Genomic DNA, 15,464 nt, shown 5'->3' with positions numbered 1-15,464 from the left:
AACAGATCTTTTGGGGAGGAAGATAGATGGACAGAGAAACGCAGCGGCTCGCGCAGCAAACCATGGCCTTTGTTTTGGCCGGAGGTCGGGGCAGCAGGCTCTATGATCTGACGGACCGACGCGCCAAACCGGCAATGTATTTCGGGGGAAAAAGCCGGATCATCGACTTCCCTCTCTCCAACGCGGTGAATTCGGGTATTCGGCGCATTGGCGTGGCCACACAATACAAGGCGCATTCGCTGATCCGGCATCTGCAACGCGGGTGGAGCTTCTTCCGCGCGGAACGCAATGAATCGCTCGATATCCTGCCGGCCTCGCAGCAGATGGACAATGAAAACTGGTACAAGGGCACAGCGGATGCGGTCGCGCAAAACCGTGACATCATCGAAGGATACGGGCCCAAATACATCATCATCCTTGCGGGCGATCACATCTACAAACAGGATTATGCGCAGATGATCCGCCACCACGTCGAAAGCGGCGCGGATGTGACCGTGGGCTGCATTGAGGTGCCGCGCATGGAGGCGACGGGTTTTGGCGTGATGAAGGTCGATACCGAAGACCGCATCCTGGATTTTGTTGAAAAACCCAGCGATCCCCCCGCCATGCCCGGTCATCCGAACCACGCATTGGCCAGCATGGGCATCTATGTATTTGCCACGGACTACCTGTTCAAGCTGCTGGACGAATGCGCGGGCAGCGAAGGATACAATCACGATTTCGGCGGCGATGTCATCCCGCAGATCGTTCGGGACGGCAAGGCGATTGCGCATCCCTTCAGCCGCTCCTGTGTGCGGTCGGGCATCGAGGAGAAAGCCTATTGGCGTGATGTGGGGACGGTTGATGCGTTCTGGCAGGCGAACATCGATCTGACGGATTTCAAACCCGAACTTGACCTTTACGACAACGAATGGCCGATCTGGACCTATTCAGAACTGACCGCCCCGGCGAAATTCATCCACAACGAAGAGGGCAGACGCGGCCATGCGGTCTCATCCATGGTCTCGGGCGGGTGCATCATCTCCGGCTCCAGCCTGGATCAGTGTTTACTGTTTACCGGGGTCAGAACCCATTCGTTTTCACAACTAAACGGGGTGGTCGCCCTGCCTTATGTCGAGATCAACCGCAAGGCGCGGCTCACCAATGTGGTGATCGACAGGGGCGTGGTTATCCCCCAGGGCCTGGTGGTGGGCGAAGACGCTGCAGAAGATGCCCGACGGTTCCGCCGCACCGAAAATGGCATTTGTCTTATTACGCAACCGATGATCGACAAACTGGACCCCTGACGTGAAAATTCTCTTTGTTGCCTCCGAATGCGCCCCTTTCATCAAAACGGGCGGGCTGGCTGATGTGATTGGTGCCGTGCCCAAAGCATTGGCACCGCTGGGCGTTGCGGCGCGGGTGATGCTGCCAGCCTATCCCGCGCTTGGTGATCTGGTGGCGCAGGGGCAATCAGTCTGGGAAACCGCGGAGCTACAGGGCGGACCGGCGCGCCTGATCGCTTGTCAGGCAGAGGGCATCGATCTTTTGCTGCTGGATGCGCCCCATCTCTTTGACCGGCCCGGCAATATTTATCTCGGCGCGGACGGGCAGGATTGGCCGGACAACGCACAACGCTTCGGGGCGCTGTCCTATGTCGCGGCGGAAGTGGCCCGACAGGGCGTCGAGGGCTGGATACCGGATATCGTTCACGCCCATGACTGGCAGGCCGGTCTGGTGCCCGCCTATCTGCATCAGCACCCCGGACCAACGCCGCCTTGCGTGCTGACCATTCACAACATCGCGTTTCAGGGCCTGTTCGATCCCTCGTTGATGACCGCGCTTGGGCTGTCATCCGCGCTTTATACGCCGGATGGTATGGAATATTTCGGGCGCATTGGGTTTTTGAAAGCGGGGATCGCCTATGCCAGTAAAATCACCACGGTCAGCCCGACCTATGCGCGCGAACTGATGCTGCCGGAGTTTGGTATGGGGCTTGAGGGGCTGCTGCGCGCCCGGGCGTCGGATCTTTTTGGCATTCTGAATGGCATCGATCTGGAGGTCTGGAACCCCGAAGACGATGATGCCTTGGTCGCGCCCTACAACGCACGCACGCTGAAACGCAAAGCCGCAAACCGGGCGGAGGTGATGAAAAGGTTCGGGCTTAATGAGGACGGCGCGGGGCCGCTTTTCTGCGTTGTCAGCAGGTTGACGACGCAAAAGGGGCTGGACCTGCTGTTGCAGGCGCTGCCTGTGCTGGTGGCGCGGGGCGCCAGGCTCGCCGTGTTGGGCAGCGGCGACAAGGCGTTGGAAGACGGGTTCGTGGCCGCGGCACAGGCGCATAGCGGTTCTGTTGGTGTGATCATCGGTTATGATGAGCCGCTGTCGCACCTGATCCAGGGGGGCAGTGATGCCATTCTGATCCCGTCGCGGTTTGAACCCTGCGGGCTGACGCAGCTTTACGGGTTGCGCTATGGCACGATCCCGGTGGTTGCGCGCACGGGCGGGCTGGCCGATACCGTGATCGACGCGAATGAGGCTGCGCTGACCACCAAATGTGCAACCGGCGTGCAATTTGCCCCCGTCACCACGGCCGCGATGGAACAGGCGATCCTGAGAACATGTGATCTTTTCGATCAACCTGCCATCTGGGCAGGGATGATGCGCCGGGCGATGCGCCACCCTGTAGGCTGGGACGTCTCTGCGCAGGCCTACAAAGACATCTATCGGGGCCTCACAAGCGCGCAACCACCGCAGGATTGAACCGCATGGGATATCAAATCACCTCTGGTACCCCGTTCCGGTTGGGCGCGCATGTCGATGGTGACGGTGTCAGCTTCGCCGTGTTCTCCGCCCATGCTACCAAGATCGAACTGTGCCTGTTCTCTGCGGATGGCGGGCGGGAGACACAGCGACTGCCCTTGCCCGAACGGACCGGCGATATCTGGCACGGGCACATCGCGGGGCTGCCCGCGGGAACGCTTTATGGATATCGCGCCCACGGGGCCTACGCACCCGAGCACGGGCACCGGTTCAATGCCAACAAGCTGTTGCTGGACCCCTATACCCGCGAGCTGCGCGGACGGTGGATCAACGACCCGGCCCTTTTGGGATATGACGCGCGCTCCAGCGCCGGGGATCTGTCTTTCGACGGTCGCGATTCCGCGCGGTTCGTCCCGAAATCAGTGGTTTCCGATCCAAAGCTCTTTGAGGCGATGACGTCGCCCCTGGGCCACGCATGGGAAGACACGCTGATCTATGAGGCGCATGTGAAGGGGGCGACACAATTGCACCCGGATGTCGCGGAAAACCTGCGCGGCACCTATGAGGGTCTGGCTTCGGATGCGCTGATCGATCACCTGCACAAGCTGGGCGTGACGGCCATTGAACTGCTGCCGGCTCATGCTTTTGTCAATGATGGTTTTCTGCTTGAGAAAGGCCTGACAAACTATTGGGGTTACAACACAATCGGGTTTTTCGCACCGGAGCCGCGATACTTTGGTCTCGAGGGGATCATGGGTTTTCGCAACATGGTGCGGCGCTTTCACGACGCGGGGATCGAGGTGATCCTTGACGTGGTTTACAACCACACCGCGGAGGGCGATCACCGAGGCCCGACGATCTGCTTTCGCGGGCTTGATAACGCCTCTTACTACCGGCTGATCAACGGCCAGCCGCGCTATTATGTGAATGACACCGGCACCGGAAACACGGTCAATGTGGCCAATCCTTATGTGCTGCGCACGGTGATGGATTCTCTGCGGTTCTGGGTGGAGTGCATGGGGGTCGATGGGTTCCGCTTCGATCTCGCAACGACGCTGGCGCGCGAGGACGACGGGTTTGACGTGCACGGCGGCTTTCTCGATGCGCTGCGTCAGGACCCGACCCTCGCGGGCATCAAGATGATTGCGGAGCCCTGGGATATTGGCCCGGGCGGCTACCGCCTTGGGCAGTTTCCACCCAAATTCGGCGAATGGAATGATGCCTACCGCGATACCGTGCGGCGGTTCTGGAAGGGGGATGCCCACAGCGCGCAGGAACTGGGGGCGCGGCTGCTGGGATCAGCGGGCGAGTTTGACCGCGGGGGCCGGCGGGCGTGGTCATCGGTGAATTTTCTGGCGGCGCATGATGGCTTTACCCTTGCGGATATCACCCGATACTCAAAACGCCATAATGAGGCCAATAAGGAAGGCAATCAGGACGGGCACAACGCCAATCATTCCGACAACTGCGGTGTGGAAGGGCCCAGCGATGACCCCGCCGTAACCGCCCTGCGCCAGCGTCGTCAACGCAACATGCTGGCCACACTGTTCTTATCCCAAGGCACGCCGATGATCCTGGCCGGGGATGAGATCGGGAACACGCAGGACGGCAACAATAACGCCTATTGTCAGGACAATGAGATTGCCTGGCTGGACTGGACACAGGCGGATGCAGAGATGACGGCGTTTGTCGCCGAGCTTTCCGCGTTGCGCCGCGCGCATCCGGTGCTCAGGCAGTCACGGTTTTTACATGCGGCGCTGCGCGCTGCGGACGGTCAGCCGGATGTGGAATGGATGGATTTTCAGGGGCATCCCCTTAATTGGCGCGATCCGGGTTTATCCAGCCTTTGCCTGATGTTACGCGCTTCTGCTGAAGCGCCTGAAACAATGGATCATGACGATGCCGTCTTTGTCATTTTCAACCGCGCCGACACCTCTGCTGAGGTGCAGATACCCGCCTGCGCCAAGGGGGCGCATTGGTGTGTTGGACTGGATACCTCCGGAAGTCACGCGCGCCAGACACCGGTGGATGCAGGGACCATCACGGTGCGCGGCCCCTCTGTCGTCGCTCTGGTGCCGGGCCCCGCCGGGAACGCCGTATGAGCGCAGATCAAATCCTGTCTGATCTGGCGGATCACTGCGGGCTCGTTGCGGACTTCAAGGATCTGGATGGCATCACCCGATCCGCAAGCCCGGACACTCAACGCGCGTTGTTGCAGGCCATGGGCGTGCCCGTTGGATCATCTGCCGAAATGCGTGAAACGCTCCAGATGATGCGCGCCGAGGACGTCGCGCGCATCCTGCCGCGGGACGTTGTGGTACCCAGTCACAAGAAAACGACGGTGCCCTGCGCGTCCGGGGTCGCATGGCAGGTGATCCTGGAAGGCACCTCGGAGGTCTACGCCGAAGGGAAAAGCCGATCTAATATTGAAGTACCGGCCTTGCCCTCGGGCGTGCATGACCTTCAGGTTCAACGCGGGTCAGAGCTGCAATCTGCCACGCTGATCGCGACGCCGGATCGCGTGCCCTCGTTGCAGGACATGGCCGGGGCCGATCAGACATGGGGCGTCGTTGCGGCACTTTACGGGTTGCGTTCCGAGCGAAACCAAGGGCTTGGAGATTTCGAAGATCTCGCACAGCTGGGCGAGGTCTTAGGCGAAAAGGGCGCAGGATTTCTGGGCATCAACCCGGTGCATGCGCTGGGATGGGCGGATGTGGCGACGATCAGCCCCTACTCGCCGACCCACCGCGGGTTTTTGAACACGAACCATATTGCGCTGGACCGTATCCCCCATGTCGCCGCACCGACATCAGCGCCCACACAATCCGGCCCGCGGATCGACTACGCAGGGTTTGCGCAAGCCCACCGCGCGGCGTTACACGCTGCCTTTGAAACCATTCAAAGCGGTGCCGACGGCATGATGCACGGCGATCTCGCGGCGTTCAAACGCGAAGGGGGCCCCACGCTGGTAGACTACGCGTTGTTTGAAGCCTTGTCTGAAACCCATGGTCCCGATTGGCGATCCTGGCCAAAGAACCTCCAGACACCGACCTCCGCCCAGACCGTTGCGGGTACCGTGGACACGGAGTTCCACGTTTGGCTTCAATGGCTGGCCGCGCGCCAGCTGGAGGCGGCCCACACCCGCGCACAGTCAAACGGCATGGCGCTGGGGCTGTACCTCGATCTGGCCGTGGGGTCACGCCTTGGTGGAGCAGAAGCCTGGGGGGCTGCAGAGGTTCTGGCGCAGTCGGTCTCGCTCGGTGCCCCCCCGGATCATCTCAGCCCCGCGGGTCAGACCTGGCAGCTGGCGGCTTTTGCCCCGGCAAAACTCCAAGCGCAGCAATACCGCTCGCTGCGACAGGTTCTGCGACAGGCGATGCAACACTGCGGCGTGCTGCGGATCGACCACGCTCTGGGTCTCAACCGCAGCTATTGGGTGCCTGAAAACGGTGCGCCGGGCGGCTACATCCGGCAGCCGTTTCAATCACTGATGGGGATCATCGCCATTGAGGCGGAACGGGCCCGGACGTTGATCGTCGGCGAAGATCTGGGCCTGGTACCGGCAGGTTTCCGCGCGACCATGGCGGCCAGGGGGATTTATGGCTACACCGTTGCGCAATATGAAAAAACCGATGACGGAAAATTTCGAAAAGCGGATGATATGAGACCACAGTCGCTCGCCTGTTTCGGGACCCATGATACGCCGACCCTCAGGGGCTTCTGGGAAGGGCGCGACATTGGCTGGTGGCATCAATTGGGCTGGATCGATGCAGGTGAAAAAGCCAGGGCGGAAGAGCGCCGCGCGCTTGAAAAGGCCGATCTGGTCGGTGCGACACCCGAGACAGTGAGTACATTTGAGGCGACCGATCTGGCAACGCAAGCACATCGCGCGCTTGCCCAGGGGCCGACGGCGCTGGTTGCGGTTCAACTCGATGATGTGCTGGATGTGGCGGAAGCGCAAAACCTGCCCGGCACCGTGGATGAGCATCCAAATTGGCGGCGTAGATCGCCGGTCCCCGTTGCAGATATGGCGGCACACGCAGGGCTGTGCGAGACCGCGAAGATGATGGCCGATGCCGGGCGCGGCACGCCGAAACAAAAGACCTGAAAGGACGTTGCATGAGCATTCAGATCATTTCCAAAGGACCCTTTGACGGTCAGAAACCCGGTACCTCCGGATTGCGCAAGAAAACCCGCGTCTTTATCGAGCCGGGCTATCTGGAGTGTTTTGTGCAGGCCACGCTCAACGCCATCGGCGGCGCTGCGGGCAAGACATTTGTAGTCGGTGGCGATGGGCGGTTTTTCAATCGCGAGGCCATTCAGACCATGTTGAAGATGGCGGCGGCAAATGGCGCGGCCAAGGTCATCGTGGGGCAGGGCGGTTTGCTGTCCACACCCGCTGTCTCCAACCTGATCCGCCAGAACAAGACCGACGGCGGTTTTGTGCTTTCGGCCAGTCACAATCCGGGTGGGATCAACGCGGATTTCGGGGTTAAATACAACGTCAGCAACGGCGGCCCTGCGCCGGAAAACATCACGCAGGCGATGTTTGAGCAGACGCAAACGATCTCCGAATATCGCATTTTAGAGGCAGCGGATGTTGATCTGTCGACCCTCGGCACTGCCCAGATTGGCGAGATGCAGGTCGAGATCATTGATCCGGTGACCGACTATCAGGCATTGATGGCGCAGCTCTTTGATTTCGACAAAATCCGCACACTTTTTGCGGGCGGGTTCACCATGCGGTTTGACGCCATGCACGCGGTCACCGGTCCCTATGCGACGGCGATCCTGGAGGGCGCGTTGGGCGCCCCTGCGGGCACCGTCATCAATGCGGTGCCGAGCGAGGATTTTGGCGGTGGCCATCCTGACCCGAACCCGGTCTGGGCCAAGGTGCTGATGGATGAGATGATGTCAGACACAGCGCCGGAATTTGGCGCGGCCTCTGACGGCGACGGCGATCGCAACATGATCGTGGGGCGGGGGGCCTATGTGACGCCCTCCGACAGCCTCGCGGTTTTGGCGGCAAACGCCCATCTTGCGCCGGGCTACAAGGCCGGGCTCGCCGGGGTTGCGCGGTCCATGCCCACCAGTGCCGCCAGCGACAAGGTGGCCGAACGTCTGGGGCTGGGGTGCTTTGAAACGCCGACCGGGTGGAAGTTCTTCGGCAATCTGCTCGATGCAGGCAAGGTCACGCTCTGCGGTGAGGAAAGTGCGGGCACGGGGTCTGATCACGTGCGCGAAAAAGATGGTCTCTGGGCGGTCTTGTTGTGGCTCAACATTCTGGCGGAACGTGGTCAGTCGGTGGGTGAGATCATGGCCGATCACTGGGCGACCTACGGGCGCAACTACTATTCGCGGCACGATTACGAGGCGGTCCCGGTGGAGGCGGCAAATGCGCTGATGCAAGGGGTGCGCGATCAACTGGAGGCGCTGCCGGGCACGACCCATGGCGGGTTGGCGATCACCTCGGCGGATGAGTTTTCCTATCACGATCCGGTGGATGGCTCGGTCAGCCACAATCAGGGTCTGCGCATCGGCTTTGCGGGTGAGGGGCGCGCGGTGCTGCGCTTGTCCGGCACCGGGACGGAAGGGGCAACGCTGCGGGTCTACCTGGAGCAATATGCCCCGGCGGAGGCGGATCACGGATTGTCGCCGGATGTCGCCCTGAAAGCCGTGCGGGCCGCGGTGCTCAGCATCACCGACATGCAGGAACGGATCGGGCGCACCGACCCGGACGTGAAGACCTAGGCGCAACGCCTTCAATTCCTTGACAGCTCCGCGCGGCTCGCAGAGCATCGGCGCAGTTTATCACTGCGCCGCGGAGCCCCAGCATGATCAGCCAGGAATTGAACCAAGCCTTGACGCAATCGGGGCCGGGTACACCTGCCGGAGAGGTCATGCGCCGGTATTGGCAGCCCGCAGCGCTGAGCGATGAGTTGGCGGTCAAACGCCCGGTCGTGCCTGTGCGCCTGCTGGGCGAGGACCTCGTGCTCTTTCGTGACAGCGAGGGGGAATTGGGTCTGATCGCGCGCGCCTGTCCACACCGGGGGGCTGACTTATGCTACGGGCGGCTTGAGGACAACGGCCTGCGCTGCCCGTTTCATGGCTGGCATTTTGACCGTACCGGGCAATGTGTCGAGCAGCCAGGCGAGCCCGAAGGCTCCACCATGCATCAGCAGATCCGCAACCAGAGCTACCCGGTGATTGAAAAGAACGGCATCGTCTTTGCCTATATGGGGCCGGGTGATCCACCGCCCTTGCCGGGGTTTGACTGCTTTCGCGCGCCGGAAACCCATGTCTTTGCCTTCAAGGGCCTGTGGGAATGCAACTGGCTGCAGGCGATGGAAGTGGGGATCGATCCGGCGCATGCCTCCTTCCTGCACCGCTTCCTGCAAGACGAGGACCCGGCCGACAGCTATGGCAAGCAATTCCGCGACGTGGCCGCGAATACCGAAATCCCGATGACGAAACTGCTGCGCGACTATCCGCGTCCTGACATCTCTGTCGAAGAGACGGCGTATGGTCTGCGTCTGATCGCGCTGCGCCATCTGGACGACGGGCGCACCCATGTGCGGGTCACCAACCAGATCTTTCCGCAGGCGATTTCCATCCCCATGAGCCGCGAGATGATCATCACCCAGTGGCACGTGCCGGTCGATGATGAAACCTGCTATTGGTATGCGATGTTCACCAGCTTTGACGACCCCGTGGACAAGGACAAGATGCGCGATCAGCGTCTGAAGGAGCACCGTTTGCCGGATTACGCGCCCCTGAAGAACAAGCGCAACAACTACGGCTACGACCCAGACGAACAGGCGGGTGAGACCTATACCGGTATGGGCCTTGATATCAACGTGCATGACCAGTGGGCGGTGGAAAGCCCCGGCGCGATCTTTGACCGGACGCGCGAACATCTGGGTAAAACCGATGTGGCGATCATCCGCTACCGTCGCATGCTGCGCGTAGCAATGGCGGCGCTTGAAAAGGGTGAGGAAGACAGCTTGCCCATGCGAAACGGCACAGACCCCGCCACGGTGCAGGGGCCGATCAGCAATGACACCATTGCCATGACCTCCGATTGGAAAGCCGCTTTCACAGCAAGTGATGCGGAACGCCGGGCGGGTTGCACGCAGTGGGATGCAACCATCGGGTGAAACAGTGTTTTTTCGCGTGACGCCTCGCGGTCTCTGCGGCTAGGTTCCCATCGGGGCAGGAGGCCACATGGGCGACAAGCTAGAGATTTCCGATGGGGCATTGGCGCGACTTGGGTTGCTGGATGCCGGTGCGATTGCGGCGGCTGAGGCCCTGCTGGCGCAGGTGCAGGACAGCGATCTGGAAACCATTCGCATTCTCTTTCCCGATCAGCACGGTGTCTTGCGCGGCAAGACCATTGTCGCCGCCGCCTTTGCCTCTGCTTTCTCCAGCGGCATTGCCGCGCCCTCAACGCTCTTTCTGAAGGACACCGCGCATCGCACCGTCTATCCGGTCTGGGACGGGTCCGGTGACAGCCCGGTTCAGGGCGCAGGTGACGTGCTGCTGGTGCTCGATCCGACCACGTTCCGTGTGTTGCCACATGCGCCGGGATCGGCCTGGATCCTCTGTGATGCGGTGATGAAGTCGGGCGCGCCGCTTCCCTTTGCGCCACGCACCGTGCTCCGCCGCGCGGTCGCGCAACTGGCCGCAACCGGGTTGCAGCTGCGCGTCGGGCTGGAGGTGGAATTCCACGTCTTCGCGGTCACCGATGACGCGCTGTCCCATGCTGATGCGACCATGCCGCCAGCGCCGCCCCAGACCCGCAATCTCGCGCCCGGTTACCAGTTTCTCACCGAAACGGTCTATGCCCGGCTTGAACCCGTCGCCGAGAAACTGCGCCGGATGATACAGGCGGTGGGCCTGCCGCTGCGCTCGATGGAGGTCGAGATGGGGCCGAGCCAGCTGGAGTTTACCTTTGATCCTGCGGATCCGATGACCCATGCGGATCATCTGGTTATGCTGCGCACGCTAGTGAAGGAGGTCTGTGCTCAAGACGGGCTGCACGCCACCTTCATGAGCCGCCCCAAGGTCGAAAACGGCTGTGCCTCCGGCTGGCACCTGCATCAATCGCTGCTGGATGACACCGGCGCTTCGGTGATGATGCCCGCGCAGGACGGTACGCTGAGCCCCCAGGCTGCGGGTTGGATCGCGGGGCTGCTCGACCACGCGGTGGAAAGCTGTTTGCTGACCACGCCGACCGTCAACGGATACAAGCGCTATCAGCCGTTCAAACTGGCACCGGACCGGGTGGTCTGGGGGCGCGACAATCGCGGTGCGATGCTGCGGGCGCTGATGGCGCCGGACGATCCCGCGTCGCGGGTGGAAAACCGGGTGCCCGAGGCGGCGGCCAATCCATATTATGCCTTTGCCAGCCAAATCCTCAGCGGGCTTGACGGGATCACGCGCGGCCTTACCCCACCGCCGCCCGTGGAAAACCCCTATGCGGATGCCGCACAGGTCTTGCCTGCCTCTCTGGGCGCTGCCATTGAGGCATTCGAGACGTCCGCGTTTTATCGCGCGGCCCTGGGCGACGGGGTTGTGGACTATCTGGTGCGTCTGAAACGTGCTGAATGGGAACGTTATCTGGCGCATGTCTCGGATTGGGAACAGGCGGAATATTTCGGGCTTTATTGATGCAGATATTGAACATCTTAACGGCGGTTCTATTGGGATCTGCGGTCGGGGCCGAGATGCCCGCTCCTGTCACGGACGCCGATTATGTACCGCTGGACATGGCGCAGGTGCGACTGGGGCAGATGCTGTTTTACGACCCGATCCTGTCGGGGAACCGCAACATCTCCTGCGCCACCTGCCACCACCCCAAATTCGCCACCGCCGATGGTGTGGCGCTTTCCATCGGTGAGGGTGGTGTCGGATTGGGGCCCGAACGGCACGCAGGGGCCGAAAACACGCCGGAACAACGCATCCCGCGCAATGCGCCTGCGTTGTTCAATCTTGGGGCACATGAGTTTACGGTCATGTTTCATGACGGGCGGATCGAGGTTGACGCCACCAAGCCCGGCGGTTTGCGCACACCCATGGGGGCCGAGATGACCCAGGGTTTTGCCAATCTGCTCTCGGCCCAGACGATGTTTCCCGTGCTCAGCGCCGATGAAATGGCTGGGCATTACAGTGAAAACGACATCAGTCAGGCGGTCCGGCAAGGGCGCATCACCGGACCGGAGGGCGCCTGGGCAAAGCTCAGTACGCGGGTCTCCGGGACGCCGGGATACGCGCCGCTGATTGCCGAAGCCTTTCCAGATGGACAGACGCTGAGCTTCACGGATATCTCGGATGCCATTGCCGCTTTTGTCGCCTTTGAGTGGCGTTCCGACACCAGCCCTTTTGACGCCTATCTGCGCGGGCAAGCGACGCTGCCTGCGGATGCGGGCCGTGGGATGGACCTCTTTTACGGCGCGGCTGGCTGTAGCGTCTGTCATGCCGGTGCCTTTCAGACGGATCACGGTTTTCATGCCATGGGCGTGCCGCAATTCGGGCCGGGCAAAGCCGCGCGGTTCGAAAGCCACGCGCGCGATACCGGCAGGATGCGGGTGACGGGCCGTGCCGAGGATGCCTATGCCTTTCGCACTCCCTCCTTGCGCAATGTCACTGAAACTGGCCCCTATGGTCACACCGGCAGCCATGCGGATCTGGCGCGTTTCATCGCCGATCACGCGGATCCCGCCGCGGCCTTGGATCGGTTCGATCCGGCGCGTGTTGCGCTTGCGGAGATGCCGGGGGTGGACGATTGGCGGCATATCAACGATCCGGCAGAGCAAGCGGCCCTGCGTGCGGCTATCACGATGGCACCGGTGTCGCTCAGGGAGGCGGACGTCGATGCTTTGGTTGCGTTTCTAAGCAGTTTGAGCGACCCGGTGGCGTTGAAGGGCAGGCTTGGGGTGCCCGATGCGGTGCCAAGCGGGTTGCCCGTCGATCGTTAAGGCGTGAGCGTCAGGCGCTGATCGGTCTCAAGATCAGGATGCGCGGTCACCCGCCCATCGGGCCAAGTGACGGTCACGCTTGCCCTCCGCGCATTCCCCAGCCCGAAGTGAAGAGGTCCTGAGTGACCGCCTGCGTGTCCGCCCCCGACCGTGCGTTCCTGTATTTGGGTGAGATCACCAGTGGTGACCTCGACCAAGGCACCAATGGCGCGGGTGTTTGCACCGGGCATCGCCAGGTCAATGGCCAGCCAGGAGCCGCTGTCCGCTGTGACATTGCGATAAAGCTCGATGGGTGCGCGCCGGTTCATCACCACCAGATCGAGCCGCCCGTCGCCATCCAGATCCGCCAGGGCTGCGCCGCGCGAGCGGTCTACCGTGGCAACGCCCGCCGTGATGGAGCGTTCGGCAAAACTGCCATCCGTTTGTTGAACCAACAGGGTGTTGGGATCTTCCATCGCGAGGCCCGGCATCTGATCTACATTGCCCTTGGCGATGAACAGATCCGGGCGCCCATCGTTGTTCACATCGCCAAATTCCGCGTGCCACCCGGTGGAGGGGCGGCCATCGTCACCCAGATGCGGGCGCTGCGCGTAGGTGCCCAAGGCAAAAGGCGCGGGGGTATAGAGCCCATCCGCGCCAGCCATTTGCATCAGCTGATCCCCCATGGAGGTCAGCATGACTTCCGCCCGGCCATCGCCCGTGATGTCACGACTGGCGATGCCCATGCCCCAGAGGCGAACCGTTTCCCACCCATCCTCCGGGCCGAGAAACCGGGAGAGACCCAGGTCGTACATCTGCTCCGCACCATTGCTGACGTAGTAATGCCGGTCGTTTGAAATCCGCAGCCGTTTGGTGCCGCTGGCATCGCGGGCAAAGAGCATCGACAGGGCGCAGTAGCCCGGTGACAGGGGGGTTGCGTCGAAACGGTCGCTGGCCCAGCGGTGCAGGGTGTTGTCATCACAGGCTTCGAAGGGGCCTTCCGGATCGGTCCGGTCCACATAGTTTCCGACCGCCAGAACAGGCCCAGACGTATCCCATGTGGCGGAGAATGCTGTGGACCAGGCATTCCCACCGTCAAAGCCCCAGAGCGCGTTTGCCGGGCTGAACCCACAAGCGCCATCGCCGCGCAACAGTTGGTTTTCCCCGACCCGCAAGAGCATCACATCCAGATGGCCATCGCCATCGACATCCAGCGGATAGGCCCCGGTGGTGCCGGTAAAAACGGGCAGGGCGGCGGGAATAAACTGCATGTCGCCCCGGTTGATCATCAGCTTGGCCGGGGTCGTGCCACCGGCGGCCAGAATGTCGGGCAGGGCGTCTCCATTGCAGTCAAAGACGGCAACGCCACCGCCCACGAAATGCTCCCACCCGCCGGTGTAGCTGTGATCCGGCAGATGGGCGGAGAGGTCCTCAAAAACAACATCGGCCTGCGCGGTCTGCGTGATGAGACAAAGTGCAAGCGCCCTCATCCACGCCCCTCCGCCATGGCATCCGCGATTTCGGATAAGGCCAGGGCCGCGGCGCCATGCGCCCACATCAGATCGCCCCAGGCGTGGGTTTCGACCTTTTGTGGCGCGGCATCCCGGTTCAGCGCCAGCGCGTGCATCTCGCGCAGCACATCATCGGCGTAGAGGTAGTCATATTGCATCCGCTCGCCCGACAGAATGATCAGCGGCGGATCAAAGAGGTTCACCACATTGGCCAGCCCCAGTGCCAGAAATCGCCCGGCCCGGCGGAAAATAACACGCGCCGCCTCATTGCCGGCCTTGGCCTGCTCATAAAGCTGCTGCAGCATCACGTCGGGGGCGGCGACGTCGACATGCGAGGGGTCCAGCGCCGTGGAGGCTTCGCGCACCAGCGCATAGTCGGCAATATAAGCCTCCAGACAGCCACGTTGTCCGCATTGGCAGAGCGCGCCGTCCATCTGCACCTTGGTATGGCCCAGTTCCATGCCCAAAGATCCCGCGCCACGGTAGAGCCGGTGGTTGATGACCAGCCCCATACCCACGCCCTGTTCGATCGTCACAACCGCAAAATCGGCCATGGCGCGGCCCTTGCCAAACCAAAGCTCCGCGAGCGTGACCAGATTGGCGTCATTGTCGACGGCGACTGGCACGCCAAAGGCATCTTCGGCCAGTTGTCGCAGGGGGCGATCCCGCTCGGTCAGCAGCGGCGACCAGACCATCTGGCCCGTGGCATGATCGATCATGCCCGGCATACCCAATCCGATGCAGGCGATATCGGCCCGGGCCAGGCCCGCTTCTTTCAGGAGCGCATCCAGAACCTGACCGGTCTCTTCCAGCGTCTGCGCCAAAGAGCGGCGGCGTTGGGCGCAGGCGAGGCTGGCCTGGGCGAGCGGCCGCCCCGCCGCATCCACCAGCAGCGCGGTATGCTGCGCGCGCGCCAGCTTGATCCCGACCACGTAACCGGCATCCGGTTGTACCGAAAGTGCGACGGGGGGGCGGCCCCGAGTGGACATGCGGGTTGTGTCGCTGCTTTCCCGAAGCAGGCCGAGGTCCAGCAATTCACCCACCAGGGCCGTGATCGATGCCGGACTGACCCGCAATTGCTTGGCCAGATCAATGCGCGAGATTTGCCCGGCAGAGCGCACGGAATCAAATACGCGGTGCCGCAAACTGCTGCCAATCGCCTCCGATTCCGGGCGAATCGGTCCGCATCCTGCGGGATTTGCTTCGCTCTCCGATTGGGAAATTTCGACATTCATTTATTCAGCATCCAAAAATA

At 62.1% G+C, this 15,464-nt stretch carries 10 protein-coding genes; 8 read left to right on the top strand and 2 right to left on the bottom strand.

The features are described 5' to 3' along the window. The first annotated feature begins 26 nt into the window (after positions 1-26). From glgC to Q1A63_RS09845, 8 genes are all read left to right on the top strand, one after another. Positions 27-1,286 carry a glucose-1-phosphate adenylyltransferase gene (gene glgC, locus Q1A63_RS09880; protein ID WP_298970822.1) on the top strand — a complete coding sequence of 420 codons (1,260 nt, stop codon included), beginning with the start codon at positions 27-29 and terminating at the stop codon, positions 1,284-1,286. A 1-nt stretch (position 1,287) separates the two neighbouring features. Then, the gene (gene glgA, locus Q1A63_RS09875) at positions 1,288-2,742 is read left to right on the top strand and encodes a glycogen synthase GlgA (protein ID WP_298970825.1); all 1,455 of its coding nucleotides are present in this window, start codon (positions 1,288-1,290) and stop codon (positions 2,740-2,742) included. Positions 2,743-2,747: 5 nt separating this feature from the next. Beyond that, the gene (gene glgX, locus Q1A63_RS09870; protein WP_299631391.1) at positions 2,748-4,844 is read left to right on the top strand and encodes a glycogen debranching protein GlgX; all 2,097 of its coding nucleotides are present in this window, start codon (positions 2,748-2,750) and stop codon (positions 4,842-4,844) included. Beyond that, the gene (gene malQ / locus Q1A63_RS09865) at positions 4,841-6,850 is read left to right on the top strand and encodes a 4-alpha-glucanotransferase (protein ID WP_299631389.1); all 2,010 of its coding nucleotides are present in this window, start codon (positions 4,841-4,843) and stop codon (positions 6,848-6,850) included. Before glgX ends, malQ begins: the two co-directional genes overlap by 4 nt. Positions 6,851-6,861: 11 nt before the next feature. Then, a complete protein-coding gene (locus Q1A63_RS09860) occupies positions 6,862-8,493 on the top strand; it encodes an alpha-D-glucose phosphate-specific phosphoglucomutase (RefSeq protein WP_299631387.1) in 1,632 nt (543 codons plus the stop codon). Positions 8,494-8,576: 83 nt separating this feature from the next. Next, entirely contained in the window at positions 8,577-9,899 is a 1,323-nt protein-coding gene (locus Q1A63_RS09855) for an aromatic ring-hydroxylating dioxygenase subunit alpha (protein ID WP_298970836.1), read from the top strand. A 67-nt stretch (positions 9,900-9,966) separates the two neighbouring features. Then, positions 9,967-11,412 carry a glutamine synthetase family protein gene (locus Q1A63_RS09850; RefSeq protein WP_298970839.1) on the top strand — a complete coding sequence of 482 codons (1,446 nt, stop codon included), beginning with the start codon at positions 9,967-9,969 and terminating at the stop codon, positions 11,410-11,412. Then, positions 11,412-12,719: a cytochrome c peroxidase gene (locus tag Q1A63_RS09845; RefSeq protein WP_298970842.1), complete on the top strand. Its 1,308-nt coding sequence runs from the start codon at positions 11,412-11,414 to the stop codon at positions 12,717-12,719. The genes Q1A63_RS09850 and Q1A63_RS09845 overlap by 1 nt, the downstream gene beginning before the upstream one ends. On the opposite strand, the gene Q1A63_RS09840 is transcribed toward Q1A63_RS09845, so the two are convergent. Together Q1A63_RS09840 and Q1A63_RS09835 are read right to left on the bottom strand one after the other, a co-directional pair. Next, positions 12,716-14,188, bottom strand: a complete 1,473-nt coding sequence (locus tag Q1A63_RS09840) for a CRTAC1 family protein (protein WP_298970845.1) — start codon at positions 14,186-14,188, stop codon at positions 12,716-12,718. The two genes, Q1A63_RS09845 and Q1A63_RS09840, sit on opposite strands and share 4 nt — an antisense overlap. Continuing rightward, positions 14,185-15,330 (bottom strand): ROK family protein, encoded by a 1,146-nt coding sequence (locus Q1A63_RS09835; protein ID WP_299631383.1) that lies wholly within the window; start codon positions 15,328-15,330, stop codon positions 14,185-14,187. The genes Q1A63_RS09840 and Q1A63_RS09835 overlap by 4 nt, the downstream gene beginning before the upstream one ends. Positions 15,331-15,464 lie beyond the last annotated feature (134 nt).

Origin of the sequence: uncultured Roseobacter sp., assembly GCF_947499265.1 — a bacterium.
Lineage (GTDB): Bacteria > Pseudomonadota > Alphaproteobacteria > Rhodobacterales > Rhodobacteraceae > Roseobacter.
This window is presented reverse-complemented; position numbering and strand designations above follow the sequence as displayed.

Excerpts from the sequence above, each read along its gene's own strand:
- glgX (WP_299631391.1), top strand. The coding sequence starts at position 2,748 with ATGGGATATCAAATCACCTCTGGTACCCCGTTCCGGTTGGGCGCGCAT.
- Q1A63_RS09860 (WP_299631387.1), top strand. The coding sequence starts at position 6,862 with ATGAGCATTCAGATCATTTCCAAAGGACCCTTTGACGGTCAGAAACCC.
- Q1A63_RS09845 (WP_298970842.1), top strand. The coding sequence starts at position 11,412 with ATGCAGATATTGAACATCTTAACGGCGGTTCTATTGGGATCTGCGGTC.
- glgC (WP_298970822.1), top strand. The coding sequence starts at position 27 with ATGGACAGAGAAACGCAGCGGCTCGCGCAGCAAACCATGGCCTTTGTT.
- Q1A63_RS09855 (WP_298970836.1), top strand. The coding sequence starts at position 8,577 with ATGATCAGCCAGGAATTGAACCAAGCCTTGACGCAATCGGGGCCGGGT.
- Q1A63_RS09840 (WP_298970845.1), bottom strand. The coding sequence starts at position 14,188 with ATGAGGGCGCTTGCACTTTGTCTCATCACGCAGACCGCGCAGGCCGAT.
- Q1A63_RS09850 (WP_298970839.1), top strand. The coding sequence starts at position 9,967 with ATGGGCGACAAGCTAGAGATTTCCGATGGGGCATTGGCGCGACTTGGG.
- malQ (WP_299631389.1), top strand. The coding sequence starts at position 4,841 with ATGAGCGCAGATCAAATCCTGTCTGATCTGGCGGATCACTGCGGGCTC.